The following is a 17,632-nucleotide window of genomic DNA, read 5'->3' on the forward strand; positions in this document are numbered from 1 at the left end:
AAACCATCAAATATTTCGATCAGACGCTGCGGTCGTGCCTTCCGCCTCCACCTGCATAGCCTGCCGTACCCGCTGGCGGGCGACATTGACATAAATGGTATCCAGATCGATTCCGATGCCCTGCCCCCCTTCGCGCACGGCGGCAACCAGCGTCGTGCCCGTGCCCATGAACGGGTCCAGCACCACTGGCGCGCTCTTGCCATGCAGGCGGATGCACATCTGCGGCAGCAGCACCGGAAACGTGCCGGGATGGTGGAATTTCTGTGCCTTGCCCTGCACCGTTTCATACGGGATGAACCATGTATCGCCCCGGCAGCGCCGGTCCTGCCGGTGGCCGCGCCGCGCGATATTGGATTTGTCCATGTAGGGCACGCCAATATCCAGTCGGCTCAGCCCTACATTTCCCGTACGGGTCAGGTGGAAAAGATGTTCATGGTTGCGGTTCAGGTAGCGCGGGCTGTTGACCGGCTTGAAATGCCCGTGGGTATCCGTCCCTACCGAAATGGATTTGACCCATGAGATATGGTTCTGCAGCACGAACAGTTCACGCAGCCGGACCATAAGCTCGAACGGCAGCCAAGGCTGCGCGGATGAACCGGCCACATTAAGAAAGAACGACCCGTCGGGCCGCATGACCCGGCGGACTTCCCGCGCCACCTCGACCATCCAGTCCAGATAGCCTTCTTCCGCCAGCCGGTCGCGGTAGGTACGGTATTTCAGTCCGATATTATAGGGCGGCGAGGTCACGACAACGTCCACGCTGTCGGCCTCCATCCGGCGCAGGGCGCGTACGCAGTCGCCACGCACCAGCAGGTGCGGCCCTTCGGTATAGCGGGTGGTCCGCGGCAGGCGCGGAGGAGATGCGCAAGCCTGCCCCGCGCGGGGTCGCCCTGTCATGGTGGTACGCTCTTCACTCCGCGGGACGGGCGGATCTGTGGTGTTTATCTTTCCGCCTGACCGGGCTGCCACGGGGGACCAGCACGATCATCTGCCCGCCTGAACGCAGGTTTCCTGCCGTCTGGGCCGCTTCGGGTCCCCAACCCATATACAGGTCGGCCCGGTCCGGGCCCTTGATGTCGGTGCCCAGATCCTGTGCGAAATCAAGGCGGTTCCACTGCGCCTCATGCCCGTCAACCGGAATCTGCGCCTGCACCCATACCGGGCTTCCAAGCGGAATGAAATCCCGGTCAATCGCCATGGAACGGCCCGGCGTCAGGTCCACGCCCAGCGCGCCCGGCGCACCGGCCAGCGCATTGCCCTGATCCAGTTGCCGGAAAAAGACGTAATTCGGGTTCTGTTCCATCATCTGCGTCGCCTGGGCCGGATTCGCTTCCAGCCAGCCACGGATGGATGCCATGTTCACATCCTCGGCCTTCAGCAGTCCCTGTGCGACCATGACGCGGCCCAGCGGCACATAGGGCTGGCCATTCAAGCCATCGAAACCCAGCCGGACCACCCTGTCATCAGGCAGGCGCACACGTCCCGCCCCCTGAATCTGCAGGAAGAACAGGTCAACCGGATCGGCCAGCCACAGCATTTCAAGCTTTTTATGCGCCAGCGCGCCCTGATCGATCTGCGCACGGGTCCAGTACGGCACGATCTGCCTGCCCTGCCGGCGTCCGGTCACGACATGGCCCTGACTGTCATGCTCGCGCACCAGATCGGGGGGACGACGGTAGACAGGGGTCTGGTAAATGCCGCCACGCCGGAGCGAACCCCGGATTTCGGGTTCATAATAGCCGGTGAACAGCATGCCATCGGCCCTTGTTCCCGCAGCAAGGCGGTAGGGGACGAACCATGTCTCGAAAAACGTGCGGGCCGCCACGCGATCGCCTGCAGGAACAGTGCGCGCGGCTTCACACGCTGCCTGCCAGTCCCCTACCCGTCGGCCGGGACGCCTGGCGGTGTCATCTCCGCCAAGGGTGCTGTCGGGGGGCAGGCTCTGGACCTTGTGACAGTCCTGAAGGAAAACCGGAAGGGCCTGTTCAAGCGCATCATCCTGCCAGCCCGCCAGTGCCGCGAAGGTGGTGGGGCCGGACCGGTTCTTCCTGCCGCCCATATCCGGATTGATGATCTGGCAGCCGCACAGCGCAATGACAGCGCATAGCGGCGCAATATGTCTGAATGCTTTCATGGACATGAATGAATCACGGACTTATCGGTAAATTATGGCAGGATGACCTTACGCGCTGCGGCTTGCACCCAGCCGCCAGTCCGCGCCATTGCTGCTTACGCCCAGAATGCGTTCGAATGTCCACAGGTCCGAGAATTCGGTCACGGCATCGACACCCGCCACCGGCTGGCCATTGCTGTCCAGCGTCAGGCTGATCTGGTCGGACACGATCCGGACCTCGATCCGGGCGACCGGATTCGGGGCGGCCGTTTCATCCACTTCCGCATCGACAATGGCAATATCGGTAATATCGCGGATCTCGCTGCGCAGCGTCTCGCCAACCTGCTTGCAGGCCTGTATCGCGGCATCGAAAGTGGCGTAGGTCGCGACCGTCAGCTTTTCACGCAGCACGGCAAGATCACCGGTGGCATAGGCCCCCACGATCTGGCGGAAGGCGGGTTCCACCCCTTTGGCGAAGGCGTCCGCCGTGAAACCGGGCTGTAGCGCCCCGATGCGGGCCAGAACGCCACCCACGCGGGTATCGGGCGAAGGAATGTCATAGGTTACGGCAGGCGGCGGCGGTTCGGCGGCTTTTTCAGCTACGGGCTGGACCGGGGGCGGCGCCATGACGGGACGCATCGCCGGTTCGGCCCCGACCCGGCGCCCAAGGATACCACGCAGGCGAAGAACAAGGAAAACAGCCACCAGCCCCAGAATAACCAGATCCAGAGGAAAATGACCAAAAGAGAAATTCATGCCGCGCGTCCATAACCGCAGGCGGGCAAGCCTGCCAGAAATAAGCCTGCCCACAACATAGGCAACGCCCGGAGCCAGCACAATGCGCAAGAGCCGTTAAAATTCCCACGGCTGCTATGGCATCGCCTGCTGGCGCATGCTACGGCCAGAGGATACGAGATTCACTTCTGTTTTCCGCGTATCTCTTGGAGAATGTAGACAAGCATGTCCGACACGACTCAGCCGACCACCCCCGAAAACGGCCAGAGCGCGCCCCCGGCCCTGCCGCTGGCGATCAACCTTCAATATATCAAGGACCTCTCGTTCGAAGTGCCCGCGGGTGCGGAAATCTTCGCGACCCTGCGCACCAACCCGCAGATTTCGGTCAATATCGACGTTCAGGCCAACCGCCTGGAACAGGAACAGCCGGTGTTCGAGGTGATCCTGACCGTCAAGGCCGAAGCCAGCGAACCCCCGCAGAAGGAAGGCGGCCCCGCCGGGCGTCCGGTGTTCATCGCCGAACTGTCCTATGCCGCGATCGCGACGCTGAACAACCCGCCTGCGGAACTGATCGAACCGATCCTGCTGGTGGAAGTGCCGCGCCTGATCTTCCCCTACGTGCGCAATATCCTGAGCGAAGTCACCCGTGATGGCGGCTTCCCGCCGGTGGTGCTGCAGCCGATCGACTTCGTCGCGCTGTGGCAGGCCAAGCGCAACTCCTTCGACCAGACGCCGGGCCACGCCTGAACCCATGCGGCGGTAACGCTGCATGACGGGCCGGGAGCGCAGGCTTCCGGCCTTTTTTAATGGATAAAACCGGGTTCAATCCGCGCCGAGGGCGGCCAGCATGGCGTCCTGATCCGGGCGTGCCGCGACCGTGACCGCCCGCCAGCGCGGGCCGGTTTCAAGGGCGGCAGCTACGTTGGTGGACATGGCGATGGCCTGTACCTCCGCCAGCATGGGGCGCAGCGCCGCATCAAGCGCAGTGACAAACGCCTGCGCCGTGCGGGTGGAATAGAACATGACCGACCTAACCTGCCCCGCCAGCAGCGCGGCACGCACGGGTGCAGGCAGCCGCCGTTCGGGATGGACCGCATAGACGCAGCGCCGCACCACCCGGAAACCCGCGCCACGCAGATCCGTGGCCATTTCACGCCCGTAACCCCGCCCGACGGCCAGCAGCAGCCGCGCGCCCTGCGGCGCAGCGGTGTGGATAAGGCTGGACAGGGCATCCGCCGTGCCCGCCGCCGTCATGACATGATTGAAACCCACGCTGCGCATACGCGCGCCAGTCGCCTGACCCACCACATAGCATGGCACATCGTGCCATTGCGGGTGATTTACGGCTGCAATCGCCTGCCCGCTTGTCAGCACCAGCCCGTCGGGACGTGGGCCATCGGCTGTCAGGGCATGCTGCTCGATACGCAGCATGGGGGCTGCAACCGGATGCAGACCCAGCCGTGTCACCGCCGCCATGGTGGGCGCAAGGCCCGGCGGCGGTCGGGTAATGATGACGCCGTTGCGCGACGCGGCACGGAAAGGCGGGACGCCCCTATTCGGCAAAGATGTCAGCCGGGCTGTCCGCGCGCAGGCTGCGACCGAGATCCCGGCCCAGACGCGCCGCATCCCCCGGTGCGCCACTGATGGAGCGTTTGAGCAGGAACGACCCGTCTTCGCGCGCGACAAGGCCGGTCAGGTGCAGTTCCGGCGCGCCCCCGGCCACGACCGGGATCAGCCGTGCATACCCGCCGATGGGGGTGCGGCACGAACCATCCAGTTCCGCCAGCAGCGCGCGTTCCGCCGTGGCGACGGCACGGGCCTCATAATCCTCGATTGCGGAAAGCAGTTCGCGCAGTTCCACATCGCTTTCACGCACGGTCACGCCCACAATGCCCTGCCCGGCCGCCGGCACCATGATGGTGGGATCAAGGATGACATCGGCACGGTCTTCCATGCCAAGGCGGCGCAGCCCGGCATAGGCCAGCAGCGTCGCATCGCACTGACGCGCCGCCAGCTTGTCCAGACGGGTCTGCACATTGCCGCGCAGCAGCCCGAAGCGCAGGTCGGGCCGGACATGCAGCATCTGCGCCTGACGGCGGACGGAGGCACAGCCCACCAGCGCGCCCTGCGGAAGGGCGGCATACGGGTCGGCGGGGTCCGGTTCATCACAGTCGGGGCCAAGGATCAGCACATCGCGCGCGTCCTCGCGCTTGAGGGTGCAGGCCAGCACCAGCCCCGGCGGCAGCGTGGTTTCCAGATCCTTGAGGCTGTGGACGGCGAAATCAATCCGGCCATCGGCAAGGGCTTCATGGATTTCCTTGGCGAAAAGACCCTTCCCGCCAATTTCCGCCAGCTTGCGGTTGAGCACCTGATCGCCGGTCGTGCTGATCTGGTGTTCCTGAAACGCGCCCATGTCGCGCAGCACCGGACAGAACCGGGTCAGCACCGTCAGGAAGGCCCGCGTCTGCACCAGCGCAAGCGGAGAGGCGCGCGTCCCGACCTTCAGCGGCAACTGCCGCCGGTGGGGTTCGGCGCGTGTGGTTTCCTTTCGCTGGCGGGCAGCGGCCTCGGCCGCGACTTTCTGTAGCGCGGACGACGGAAACGGGGCTGATGGCTTTGCGGACTCCATCTCGCGTGTCTATTACCACATAACGATAAAGGAAAGATGACATTCCGCACCGCCGGATTGTAAATTGCGCCATGCCCGACGCCACACAGACACCCCCCGAAATGCCAACTCCCGTTATGGCCATTGAATCTTCGTGCGATGACACGGCCTGCGCCATCGTTACGACAGACGGTCGGATACTGGCAGAAACGACATTATCGCAATCCGGCCATGTGCCATTCGGCGGGGTCGTGCCCGAAATCGCGGCCCGCGCCCATCTTTCCGCGCTGCCCGCGCTGGTGCGCGACACGCTGGCGGCCGCGAACCTGCAGCCCCGTGATCTGGGGGCGATTGCCGCGAGCTGCGGGCCGGGCCTGATCGGTGGGCTGATCGTGGGGGCCGACATGGGCAAGGGCATGGCCATCGCGCTGGACCGCCCCTTCATTGCCGTCAACCATATCGAGGCCCACGCCCTGACCGCGCGCCTGCCCGGCATTGCCCCCAACGGCGCGCCCTTCCCCTACCTGCTGCTGCTGGTGTCGGGTGGGCACTGCCAGTGCATCGCGGTGGAAGGGGTGGGCCATTACCGCAGGCTGGGCGGCACGATCGACGATGCGGCGGGGGAAGCGTTCGACAAGGTCGCCAAGATGCTGGGGCTTGGCTGGCCCGGCGGCCCGGCGGTGGAACAGCTTGCGCGCGAAGGCGATCCGCATGCGGTAGCCCTGCCCCGTCCCCTCATGGGCCGGGCGGGATGCGACTTTTCATTTTCGGGCCTCAAGACCGCCGTGGCGCAGAAACTCCCGACCGAGGTGCGCACGGCCCTTTCACGCCAGCAGGCGGCGGACCTTGCCGCCAGTTTCCAGCAGGCGGTGAGTGACATCGTCATCGACCGCCTTGGCCATGCGCTGGAAATGATGGAGCGTCCGACCACGCTGGTGGTCGCGGGCGGGGTTGCGGCCAATGGCGTACTGCGCGCCCGGCTGCGGGAATTCGCCAGCGCGCATGACCTGCCCTTCGCCGCGCCACCGCTGCGCCTGTGCACGGACAATGCGGTCATGGTGGCATGGGCCGCGATCGAAACCATGCACGCGCGGCGCGACCTCGGCCTGCCCATCCCTGATGACATCGCCATGCGCCCCCGCCCCCGCTGGCCGCTATCGGAAATGGCTGCGCGCATGACGGTGGACGATACGCCCCGGCCCCCTGCGGGAGCATGACGTTACCGTTGCTGACCTTCCGTTACACGACATGTCCACACTGCCGCGCCCCGACCCTTGCATGGCAACCCCAACTGGCGCATTGCGATTAAACCGAAAAAACAGAATGCCGGGTACGGCACACACCTCCGGGGAATGAACGGATGACGCACACCGCACGGATTGCCGTTATCGGCGCAGGCGCATGGGGCACGGCACTGGCCATGCAGGCCGCGCGCGCCGGTGCCGATGTCAGCCTGTGGGCACGCAATCCCGCCACCATGTCCGCAGGCCGCGTCATGCCCCGCCTGCCCGGTTTTGCCCTGCCGCCGACCATTACCGTCACCAGTGACCTGCCCCGTCAGGCGGACCTGATCCTGCTGGCCTGTCCCATGCAGCATCTGCGCGCCACGGCGGCGATGGTCCCGGCCTGCGCGCCGCTGATCGCGTGCTGCAAGGGGATCGAACGCGAAACCGGCCTCATGCCGCTACAGGTGCTGACAGGGCTGTTTCCCCACAGCGTGCTGGGCGTTCTGTCCGGTCCCAATTTCGCGCATGAAATCGCAGCCGGACTGCCCGCCGCCGCCGTACTGGCCAGCCCCGACCGCGCACAGGCGCGCAGGCTGGCCGACCTGCTGACCACGCCCGCCTTCCGCCTGTATGCCAGCGATGACCCGACCGGCGTGCAACTGGGCGGGGCGGCCAAAAATGTCGTCGCCATCGCCGCCGGGGCCGCCATGGGCGCGAAACTGGGCGAAAACGCGCGCGCAGCACTGATGACACGCGGCATAGCCGAACTGGCCCGCCTGTCACACGCGCTTGGCGGGCGGCCCGAAACGCTGTCCGGTCTGGCGGGGGTGGGCGACCTGCTGCTGACCTGCACGGGTCAGGCTTCACGCAATTACCGGCTGGGACTGGCGATCGGGCAGGGCACGCCCGCACCGCAGGCGGCACAGGCGCTGGAAGGCGTGGCCGAAGGCATGGCCACCGCCCCGGCGCTGTACCAGCTTGCGCAGCGCCACGATGTCAGCACCCCCGTCATCGCCACCGTAACGGGACTGCTTGCGGGAACGATCGACATGGCCGAAGCCAGCCGCCGCCTGCTGGCGCGGCCCGTCGGGCACGAATTCGCATGAAGGTTCCACGCCGCCACATTTCACACACGCGAACTGACCGCTTGACCACCGCCATCACAGCCTGCAATCGGGTCACTCCGGCGCGCATACAGAACCGAGCTTTTCAATGACCACAATCCATGACTTCGTCCTGCCCAGCCTGAACGGAGGGGAGATCGATCTTTCCACCCTGCGGGGAAAGCCGATCCTTATCGCCAACACGGCCTCCCGATGCGGTTTCACGCCGCAATATGAAGGATTGCAGAACCTGTGGACGACGTGGCGCAGCCACGACCTGATGGTCATTGGCGTGCCGTCGAATGATTTTGGCGCACAGGAACCCGGCACCCCCGACGAAATCACCACCTTCTGCCAGCGCAACTACAGCGTCACCTTCCCCCTGACCGCCAAGAGCCATGTCAAGGGACCGCAGGCGATTCCCCTGTTCCGCTGGCTGGCGCGGGAAGGTGGTTTCCTGTCGCTGCCGCGGTGGAATTTCTACAAATACCTGATCGGGCGCGACGGCAATCTGGTGAACTGGTTCACATCCATCACATCCCCCGAATCGCGGCGCGTGCGCATGGCGGTCGAACGCGCCGTGATGGACCACTGATGACGGATCGAAGCGGCGGGCATTTCCTGCTGGCGCGATGCTGAAGGGCTTTCTGACCGTAAGCGGCTGGACCATGATCAGCCGCGTGCTGGGGCTGGTGCGCGACCAGCTTCTTGCGGCCTTTCTGGGCACTGGCGTTGCGCAGGACGCCTACCAGATCGCTTTCCGCCTGCCCAACATGTTCCGCCGCCTGTTTGGCGAAGGGGCGCTGAACGCCGCCTTCGTGCCGCTGTTCTCCTCCCTGCTGGAACGCGAAGGCAAGGACACCGCCCGGCGCTTTGCGTGCGAGACGATGAGCGTGCTGCTGTCATGGCTGCTGCTGCTGACCGTGCTGGGGGAAGTTTTCATGCCCGGCGTGCTGAGCGTGATCGCGCCGGGCTTCACCCATGGCGGCGCGCGCGATTCGCTGGCCATATCGCTCAGCCGCATCACCTTTCCCTACCTGCTGCTGATCTGCGGGGCCGCGCTGGTGTCGGGCGTGCTGAACGGCATGCATCAGTTTGGCGTGGCGGCGGCGGCCTATGTCAGCTTCAACGTGATCGGCATTGCCGCCATCCTGATCCTGCCACCCTTCACGGGTGATGTCGCGCATGCTGCCGCATGGGGGGTGAGCGCATCGGGCGTGGTCCAGTTTGGCATCCTGCTTTACGCCGCCCGCCGCGCGGGCATGCGGCTGCGGCTGGTCATGCCCTGCCTTACGCCCCGCATCCGCACCCTGCTGGCGCGGATGGGCGTGGGACTGGTGGGCAGCGGCATCACGCAGATCAATTTCATGGTGGACACCATCATCGCCACCCTGCTGCCGGCGGGTAGCGTTTCGCTCATGTATTTCGCTGACCGGGTGAACCAGCTTCCCCTTGGCGTGCTGGGGGCGGCGGCGGGCACCACATTGCTGCCGGTACTGACCCGTTCGCTTGCGGCGGGAGATATCGCGGGTGCGCACCGCACGCAGGGCCGGGCCATTTCCTATGCGCTGGTCCTGACGCTGCCAGCGGCGGCGGGGCTGCTGGTCGTTGCGGCCCCGGTGATGATGGCGCTGTTCGGTCATGGCCATTTCTCGGCGCGGGATGCGGTTCTGGCGGCACAGTCGCTGCGTGCCTACGCTGTGGGCCTGCCCGCCTTCGTGCTGGTCAAGGTGCTCTCACCGGGGTTTTTCGCCCGTGGCGATACCCGCACGCCGGTTCTGGTGGGACTTGGCACGCTGGTACTGAACTTCATCCTCAACATAAGCTTCATGCACTGGCTGGCGCATATCGGACCGCCACTGGCCAGCAGTCTGGCCGCCATGGTCAACGCGGGCGTTCTGGCGTTCATCCTGATGCGGCGCGGGGCGCTGATGCCCGATCCGCTGCTTGTCCGCCAGCTTGGTGGCATGGTCATGTGCGCGGCCCTGATGGCGGCAGGGCTTGTGGCGGCGGGATACACGCCGCTGGGCGGGGCGATGCAGGCCGGTCCCGTGCTGCGCATTGTGGATGTGGGCGTGCTGATCGCCATTGGCATAAGCATCTACCTTGCGGCGCTGCACCTGCTGGGGATCACCGATATGCGACAGGTCGCCAGTGCCATCAACCGCCGGTTGCACCGCAACAGGCAGGCATAGGAAAGCCATAAAATCCGGACTGGCGAATCCGCCATCCCGCCGCTAGACACCGGGCATGACATTCCCATCCCCCGAAGGTGCTTCGCCCGCCATGGCGCAGTGGTTCGCGCTTAAAGCCGAACATCCCGATGCGCTCCTGTTCTTCCGGATGGGAGATTTCTACGAACTGTTTTTCAACGATGCGGAAGCAGCGGCCTCCGCGCTGGATATCTCACTGACCGCACGCGGCACGCATGGGGGGGAGCCCATTCCCATGTGCGGCGTGCCGGTGCATGCGGCGCAGGCCTATCTGGCCCGGCTGATCCGCCGGGGTTTTCGCGTATCGGTGGCGGAACAGACGGAACAGCCACGCAAGGGACGCCCCGCATCCAAGGGACCGCTGCGGCGCGCGGTCGTGCGGCTGATCACGCCGGGCACCCTGACGGAAGATGAACTGCTGGAAGCGGGACGGCAGAACCTGCTGGCCTGCATCGTCTGCCCCACCGGCCGCGACAGCGCCGATCCGGGTCTGGCATGGATCGATATTTCCACCGGCCTGTTTGAAACCGCGTGCGTCCCGGCGCGCGACATGCACGACCTGCTGGGCCGTCTGGACCCGGCGGAAATCCTGTGCACGGACAATGTCGAACTGGGTGATTTCGCCGACCGCCGCACCCCTGTCCTGCTGCCCGCAGGCCCGGAGGCCGCCCGCCAGCGCATGGCGGAAGCCTTCGGCGTGGCCAGTCTGGACGCGTTCGGCACCTTCAGCGATGCGGAAGCGCTGGCCGCCGGGGCCGCCATCGATTACATCCGCCGCAGTCAGGCGGGGCAGTTGCCGCGCCTGTCGCATCCCCGGCCCAGCTACAGCGGGGATGTCCTGGGCCTCGACCCCGCCACGCGGGCAAGCCTTGACCTGCTGCGCACACGCGATGGCACGACCGAGCATACCCTGTTCGCAGCCGTGGCCCGCACGGTTACCGCAGCGGGCAGCCGCCTGCTGGCGGACTGGATCGCAGCCCCCCTGACCGATCCCGAGCGCATCGCCCGCCGTCAGGCAGGATGGACGTGGCTGCTGGACAAGCACGGCATACGCGATGACCTGCGCGCCTGCCTGCGCACCGCGCCCGACATGGCGCGCGCGCTTGGCCGTCTTTCACTGGGGCGGGGGCAGCCACGCGATGCGGTCGCGATCCGCATCGCCCTTGGGGTCGCGCGCGAGGTCGGACAGATCCTGAACCGGCAGGAAGAACTGCCCCCCATACTGGCGCAGGCCGTGGGCCATCTGGACCGCGCGCATGAACTGCAGGACCTGCTGGCGCGCGCACTGGCCGAAAACCCGCCCGCCCGCCTTGATGACGGCGGCATCATCGCCACGGGTTATGATGAGGAACTGGATGCGCAGCGCGAACTGCGCGACGGCAGCCGCCGCGTTATCGCCGCCCTGCAGAAGGAATATGCCGAACAGTTCGACATCGCCAACCTCAAGATCCGTCACCATGCGCAGCTTGGCTATGTGATCGAGGTTCCGGCAGCCGCCAGTGCGCGCCTGCGCGGGCATGAGGACCTCATCATGCGGCAGGGCACGGCCAGCGCCAGCCGCTTTTCAACCGAACGGCTGGTCAGCCTTGACCAGCAGATCGCACAGGCGGCTGAAAACGCCGGCCTGCGCGAACGCCACCTGTTCACGCAGGTCGTGCGCCACATTCTGGATGAAGCCGCCCTGCCGGACATGGCCGCCGCCCTGTCCTGCATCGACATCGCGCAGTCCTGCGCCATGCTGGCGGGCGGGGGTACATGGTGCTGCCCCGTGGTGGGAGATGACACGGGTTTCGTCATCGAAGGCTGCCGCCATCCGGTGGTGGAAGCAGCCCTGCCCAGGAACGCACGCTTCACCCCCAATGACTGCGACCTTGAACCCGACCGCCGCATCATGCTGCTGACCGGCCCCAACATGGCGGGCAAATCGACCTTCCTGCGGCAGACGGCGCTGGCGGTCATTCTGGCGCAGGCCGGGCTGCCGGTGGCGGCGCAGGCCATGCGCATCGGGGTGGTGGACCGCCTGTTCTCCCGCGTGGGTGCTGCCGATGACCTTGCGCGCGGTCGCTCCACCTTCATGGTGGAAATGACCGAGACCGCAGCCATCCTCAATCAGGCGGGACCGAAATCGCTAGTGGTGGTGGACGAGATCGGGCGCGGCACCTCCACGCTCGATGGTCTGGCCATTGCATGGGCCGTGCTGGAAACGCTGCATTCCACCCTGCGCTCGCGTGCCATCTTCGCCACCCATTTCCATGAACTGGCCGAACTGGCCAACAGCATGCCGCGCCTTTCCCCCCACACCATGAGCGTGCGGGAATGGAAGGGGCAGGTCATTTTCCAGCACGAGGTCATTCCCGGCTGCGCGCGGCGGAGCTGGGGCGTGCATGTCGCCCGTCTGGCGGGCGTGCCCGAACCGGTGGTGCGCCGCGCGGGCAGGCTGCTGGGCATGCTGGAAAAGGAACGCGGCAGGCAGGCGCCGCCACTGCCCCTGTTTGAACAGCACATGGCGGAAAAGCCCGAAGAGGACATCGCGCCCCCATCCCCCGCCGTTCCGCCCGCCGTGGTGGACATGCTGGAAGAACTGGACCCGGATGCGCTCAGCCCTCGCACGGCGCTGGAAATGCTTTATAAACTCAAAAAACTGTTGAAAGCCTGATACAGCACTGGACCTGCCGCCATTAAGGGCGGCACACTCCAACCCTTATCCCTATCGTCATTCACAGGACGCCATCTGGCCACGATGTCGAACGCCGCCCCCCTTAACGCCTCCTCCGTCGAGGCGATGACAGACGCCCTCCATGCCGCCCTTTTCCCGCCGGGGGGCACCGACGATACGCGCGCCCTGCCGCGTGAGGAGGCGATCGGGCTGTTCCGCCGCCACCTGTCGCGCTATCAGGCCCATGTGCGCGAGGCGTTCGAGCACCACCACCTGGGCGGGGCGGAAGCGGGCAAGCTGCTTGCCGCCTATACCGATGGCATGATCCGGGTACTGGGCGAGTTCGCCATGCGGGAAGCCGGGATCGACTCGCAGCCCGAAGCCCCGTTCGCCGTTGCCGCGACTGGCGGATACGGGCGCGGCCTTCTGGCCCCGTTCAGTGATATCGACCTTCTGTTCCTGACAGCGGACACGCAGGCGGAAGATGTGCGGGCCTGCGTGGAATACATCCTGTATTTCCTGTGGGATCTGGGGCTGAAGGTCGGGCATGCCACCCGCACCATCAACGAATGCATTGCGGAGGCGGAAGCCGACACCACGGTCCGCACCACCCTGCTCGACGCGCGCGTGCTGACGGGTAGCGAGACCCTGTTTTCCATGTTCCAGGCCCGCTATATCGTGGCCTGCGTGCGGGCGGGGGCCGACCGTTTCATTACCGACAAGCGCAAGGAACGCGCGGCGCGCCACCAGCGCTTTGGCGACAGCCCCTACCTTGTCGAACCCAACATCAAGGAAGGCCGGGGTGGCCTGCGCGACCTGCAGACGCTGTACTGGATGTGCCGCTATACCTTCGGCACCCGGCATGTATCCGACCTGCTTGCGCCCGGGTTCAGTGAACTCGGCCTGCTGACCGAACAGGAAGCCAAGCGCGCGCGGCGGGCATGGGACTTCCTGTGGCGTGTGCGCTTTCACCTGCATTACGTATCGGGCCGGGCGGAAGAGCGCCTGACATTCGATGTACAGCCGGTTGTGGGCGGGCGCATGGGTTACACCCGCCATGGTCGGCAGGTGGGCGTGGAGCGGTTCATGCGCCACTACTTTCTGACCGTGCGCGAGGTCATGCGCCTGACGCTGGTGCTGGAACCCGCCGTGCTGCGACAGGCCCTTGGCCCCGTGGCCAATGCGCCCGAAGCCGACAGCCAGATGCGCGATGCGGGCTTTACCGTGCTGGATGGCCGCATCCTGCCACAGCGCGGCACGTCGTTTGAAAACGAACCCATCCAGATGATGCGCCTGCTGGACTGGGCCAAGAAGCGCAAGCTGCCCATCCATCCCATGGCCATGCACCAGTTGATCCGCTGGGAACGCAAGGCCGCCAGCCTGCGCGGCGATCCGGAAACCGCGCGTATCTTCCTTGACCTCATGTGTGGCGATCCGCCCGAACGTCAGGCCCGCACGCCACGCGCGGGCGAGACACCGGATGCGCCGGATGCCTCCCCCAGTTTCCACCTGATGGATGAGGGACGGCGCAAGGGCAACGCCTACTGGCTGCATATCCTTAACGAGACCGGCCTCATGGGTCGCCTGCTGCCCGACTGGTCGCGTGTCGTGGGGCAGATGCAGTTCGACACCTACCATGTGTTCACGGTTGATGAGCACATCATCGACGCGCTGCGCATTATGGGCCGGGTGGAACATGGCCAGATGGCCGATGAAATCCCCATCGCCTACGATCTTGCGCATAACCTGCATTCGCGCCGCGCGCTGTATGTTGCGGTGATGCTGCATGACATCGCCAAGGGCCGGGGCGGCGACCATTCGGAAATCGGTTCGCAGATCGCGCTGTATGTCTGCCCCGAACTGGGCATGGACAGCGAGGAGACGGAAACCGTTTCATGGCTGGTGCTGCATCACCTGCTGCTCAGCCACACCGCGTTCCAGCGTGATATCGACGACCCCAAGACCATCCTTGACCTTGCCGACATCATCCAGTCGCCCGAGCGCCTGCGCCTGCTGCTTTTGCTGACCATCGTGGACATGCGCGCCGTGGGTCCGCGCGTATGGAACGCATGGAAGGCGACGCTGCTGAACGAACTGTACATGCGCGTGGCCGAAGTGCTGGAAGGCAGCCTTGCCACCACCGAACGCGACGTGCGCGTGGAACGCGCCAAGGCCGCCACCGCACAGTGGCTGGTGGAAGAAGGCATGAACGCCACCGATGTCGGCCACTTCATGGATCTGGGCTATGGCAGTTACTGGCTGTCGTTCGATCACGATACCCATGCCCGCCATGCCCGGCTGATTGGCGATTCCGAACGCCTGCATTCCCCCCTTACGGTAGAAACCCAGCCGCTTCCCGCCCGGGGCGTGACCGAGGTTACGATCTATGCCGCCGACCATCCCGGCCTGTTTTCCAAGATCGCGGGGGCGGTGGCCATTTCCGGGGCCTCGATCGTGGATGCGCGTATCCATACCATGACCAATGGCATGGCGCTGGATACGCTTTGGATTCAGGATGCGGGCGGCGCCGCGTTCGAGGAACCGCAGCAGCTTGGCCGCCTGTCGCTGCTGATCGAACAGGCGTTGACGGGCCGCATCAATATCGACCGCGAGATTGCCCAGTGTGGCCGCCGTCTGAGCGGGCGGCGCATGCGGGCCATCCATGTGCCGCCGCGCGTGGTGATCGACAACCGGGCGTCGAACACCTGCACCGTAGTCGAAATCAATGGTCGGGACCGCCCCGGCCTGCTGCATGATGTCACCGCCGCACTGAGCGAACAGAAACTGCAGATCGCGTCGGCCCATATCACCACCTACGGCGTGCGGGCAGTGGACGTGTTCTACGTCAAGGACCTGTTCGGCCTGAAGATAACGGACAAGGAACGCCTGAACCGCATCCGCACTGCCCTGCTGTCCGGCCTGCAGGAAGCGGAGGCAGCGGCACAGCGCCGTTCCTCCGAACTGGAAAGCATCACGATCTGACAGTCTCCCGCCCTGCAATCCATGCCTGCAGGGCGCTGCTGACAGCCGTCATGACCGCCCCCCACGCCTGATCGGGGGGCTGAAGGCCGCCCTGCCGGAACTGCCACAGGGACGGATACCACCGGCTGCGCGGGCAGCCGTCCGGCACAGGTGGATAACCCGGGGGCACACCCTCCGGCCCGTCCAGATCAAAGGCGGGATACCAGCGCCAGTCCCCCCCGAAACGATTGAGCAGCCAGACCGGGCACCCCATGGCCCCGGCCAGATGGGCCGCGAGCGTATCCACGCTGATGACCAGATCCAGCGTCGTGATCAGGTGCGCCGTATCGAGCAGATCGGCATCAGGCGCAAGGCTGTGCCGCACGAAGCCTGCCTGCACACCTTCAGCGACCCGTGGCTGCACGGATATGAACTCCACTCCCGTCACCTGTGTCAGCGGCGCCAGCGCCGCAACAGGCACGGAACGCCGTGCGTCAAAGCGATAGGCCGGATTGCCGGCATGGCACAGGCCGATGCGTAGCGGCCCCTTTGTCCTTTTGTGCGTCCGCCACGGTTTTTCCCCCAGATAAGGTTTGAACTCAGGCACCTGCGCGCCACCCAACACATGCGGCAGGCTGAACAGGTCGCACTGACTGGTGATGCCCATATTTACATATTCATCAGGAGCGATAATTTTTATCGGGTAATCCACCCCATTCGCCGTTGCGCACCCCAATGTATGCACAAGCCTGCGCAGTGCCTGCGGCACCGCCAGCACGATGGGCGCACGCTGCGCCGCAAGCGGCACGTAACGCAGGAAATGAATGGCATCGCCCAGTCCCTGCGCCAGATGCACCAGCACCTTCCCGCCCCCGGCGGACACCCGACCGTCCCATCGTGGCAGATGGCTGGCCGATGGATGGGGCGGCAGAAAGGCAAGCCGGGATTCCCACAACGTCCATCCCTGCTCCATCTCGCCACAGGCCAGCAGGGCGACACCCATATTGAAGCGGGCGCGTGCCTGTGTGTCCTCATCAACTGGCGGGGTCGTGGCCAGTATGGCGTCATAAGCCAGGCGGGCTGCGACGGGCTGACCGCCTTCAAACAGTCCGGTGGCATGGTTCAGGGCGATGCGGGCATCGGATGGCTGCATGTGCATCGCCTGTCGCAGGGCGGCATCCGCGCCCGCCATATCCCCCAACGCCATGCGGGCGAGACCAAGGTTGTTACAGGCTTCCACCGAAGGTGCATGATCCATGGCCCGCTGAAGCCTGTCCACGGCATCCCGCATATGCCCACCCGCGAACAGCAGTGCCCCAAGTTGCGACAGCGCCACCCCATCGTGCGGATCATGTTCCAGATGCGCGCGTAAAAGCGTCTCCGCCTCCTTCCGCGCGCCGAGGGCCAGCAGCATTTCCACCAGTTCATGCAGATATTCCGCCCGGCCGGGGGCAAGGCGCACGGCCTGCCGCATCTGCGCGCACGCCGCTGTCCGCCTTCCGCGTCGCCACAGGAAACGGGCATGCAGGGCGCGACTGTCACCATCATGCGGACTAGCCAGACTGACCACGCGCGCATAGGCACGGGCGGCGGCCAGCGTATCACCCGTGCTTTCCATCATGTCGGCTGCGCACAGCATGATGGCGACGTCATCGGGATGCGACAGGCAGGCAATGTTCATAGCTGCCCGCGCAGCATCATGATGCCCCTGCACCAGCAGCGCACGCGCCAGCACGACATGATACTGCCCCCGTGGCGCGATACGCAGCGCGCGACCGGCCAGACCGATGGCAACATCCGCCCGGCCAATGGCCAGCGCCACGCAGGCCAGACCGTGAAGCGCATCGGGATCGTCCCCCTGCACGTCCTGCAGTTGGGCGAAACAGGCCCGCGCGGTTACGATGTCATCCGCCAGCAGGGCGGCATGCCCCTGCGCCAGCCTGCCTTCGCGGTCATGGCTACCCTGCATCATCCGGCCCTCCCCTTGCATGGCGCGGCACGCTCCCGCACAGTTCAC

13 protein-coding genes are annotated in these 17,632 nt (G+C 65.6%); 7 read left to right on the top strand and 6 right to left on the bottom strand.

Features of this window, described 5'->3' with window-relative positions:
* Positions 1 to 6: 6 nt before the first annotated feature.
* The 3 genes from CFR79_RS04920 to CFR79_RS04930 form a co-directional block, all read right to left on the bottom strand.
* Positions 7 to 897: a DNA-methyltransferase gene (locus CFR79_RS04920; protein WP_110547111.1), complete on the bottom strand. Its 891-nt coding sequence runs from the start codon at positions 895 to 897 to the stop codon at positions 7 to 9.
* Between the two features lie 13 nt (positions 898 to 910).
* Positions 911 to 2,059, bottom strand: coding sequence for a murein transglycosylase A (mltA, locus tag CFR79_RS04925; protein WP_408884559.1), 1,149 nt, complete (start codon positions 2,057 to 2,059; stop codon positions 911 to 913).
* Between the two features lie 123 nt (positions 2,060 to 2,182).
* Entirely contained in the window at positions 2,183 to 2,869 is a 687-nt protein-coding gene (locus CFR79_RS04930; protein WP_146220114.1) for a Tim44/TimA family putative adaptor protein, read from the bottom strand.
* A gap of 204 nt (positions 2,870 to 3,073) precedes the next feature.
* Here CFR79_RS04930 and secB point away from each other — a divergent pair, with 204 nt between their 5' ends.
* A complete protein-coding gene (gene secB / locus CFR79_RS04935) occupies positions 3,074 to 3,595 on the top strand; it encodes a protein-export chaperone SecB (protein WP_110547113.1) in 522 nt (173 codons plus the stop codon).
* Positions 3,596 to 3,670: 75 nt separating this feature from the next.
* On the opposite strand, the gene CFR79_RS04940 is transcribed toward secB, so the two are convergent.
* Together CFR79_RS04940 and hemC are read right to left on the bottom strand one after the other, a co-directional pair.
* Complete coding sequence (locus CFR79_RS04940; RefSeq protein WP_258373422.1) at positions 3,671 to 4,411, bottom strand: uroporphyrinogen-III synthase; 741 nt, start codon at positions 4,409 to 4,411, stop codon at positions 3,671 to 3,673.
* Entirely contained in the window at positions 4,401 to 5,477 is a 1,077-nt protein-coding gene (gene hemC, locus CFR79_RS04945) for a hydroxymethylbilane synthase (RefSeq protein ID WP_102324541.1), read from the bottom strand. The genes CFR79_RS04940 and hemC overlap by 11 nt, the downstream gene beginning before the upstream one ends.
* Before the next feature lie 71 nt (positions 5,478 to 5,548).
* Between hemC and tsaD the strand changes: the two genes are divergently transcribed.
* From tsaD to CFR79_RS04975, 6 genes are all read left to right on the top strand, one after another.
* A complete protein-coding gene (tsaD, locus tag CFR79_RS04950; protein ID WP_110547115.1) occupies positions 5,549 to 6,673 on the top strand; it encodes a tRNA (adenosine(37)-N6)-threonylcarbamoyltransferase complex transferase subunit TsaD in 1,125 nt (374 codons plus the stop codon).
* Between the two features lie 143 nt (positions 6,674 to 6,816).
* The gene (locus CFR79_RS04955; protein ID WP_110547116.1) at positions 6,817 to 7,788 is read left to right on the top strand and encodes an NAD(P)H-dependent glycerol-3-phosphate dehydrogenase; all 972 of its coding nucleotides are present in this window, start codon (positions 6,817 to 6,819) and stop codon (positions 7,786 to 7,788) included.
* A gap of 106 nt (positions 7,789 to 7,894) precedes the next feature.
* Complete coding sequence (locus CFR79_RS04960) at positions 7,895 to 8,380, top strand: glutathione peroxidase (RefSeq protein ID WP_102324544.1); 486 nt, start codon at positions 7,895 to 7,897, stop codon at positions 8,378 to 8,380.
* Between the two features lie 37 nt (positions 8,381 to 8,417).
* Complete coding sequence (gene murJ, locus CFR79_RS04965) at positions 8,418 to 9,980, top strand: murein biosynthesis integral membrane protein MurJ (protein ID WP_110547117.1); 1,563 nt, start codon at positions 8,418 to 8,420, stop codon at positions 9,978 to 9,980.
* 55 nt (positions 9,981 to 10,035) lie between these two features.
* Complete coding sequence (mutS, locus tag CFR79_RS04970) at positions 10,036 to 12,654, top strand: DNA mismatch repair protein MutS (protein WP_110547118.1); 2,619 nt, start codon at positions 10,036 to 10,038, stop codon at positions 12,652 to 12,654.
* A gap of 84 nt (positions 12,655 to 12,738) precedes the next feature.
* Entirely contained in the window at positions 12,739 to 15,636 is a 2,898-nt protein-coding gene (locus CFR79_RS04975) for a [protein-PII] uridylyltransferase (RefSeq protein WP_110547119.1), read from the top strand.
* Here CFR79_RS04975 and CFR79_RS04980 read toward each other — a convergent pair.
* Positions 15,626 to 17,587, bottom strand: coding sequence for a tetratricopeptide repeat protein (locus CFR79_RS04980; RefSeq protein ID WP_110547120.1), 1,962 nt, complete (start codon positions 17,585 to 17,587; stop codon positions 15,626 to 15,628). The two genes, CFR79_RS04975 and CFR79_RS04980, sit on opposite strands and share 11 nt — an antisense overlap.
* Between the last annotated feature and the right edge of the window lie 45 nt (positions 17,588 to 17,632).

The organism is Komagataeibacter saccharivorans, from assembly GCF_003207825.1.
Classification (GTDB): Bacteria; Pseudomonadota; Alphaproteobacteria; order Acetobacterales; family Acetobacteraceae; genus Komagataeibacter; species Komagataeibacter saccharivorans.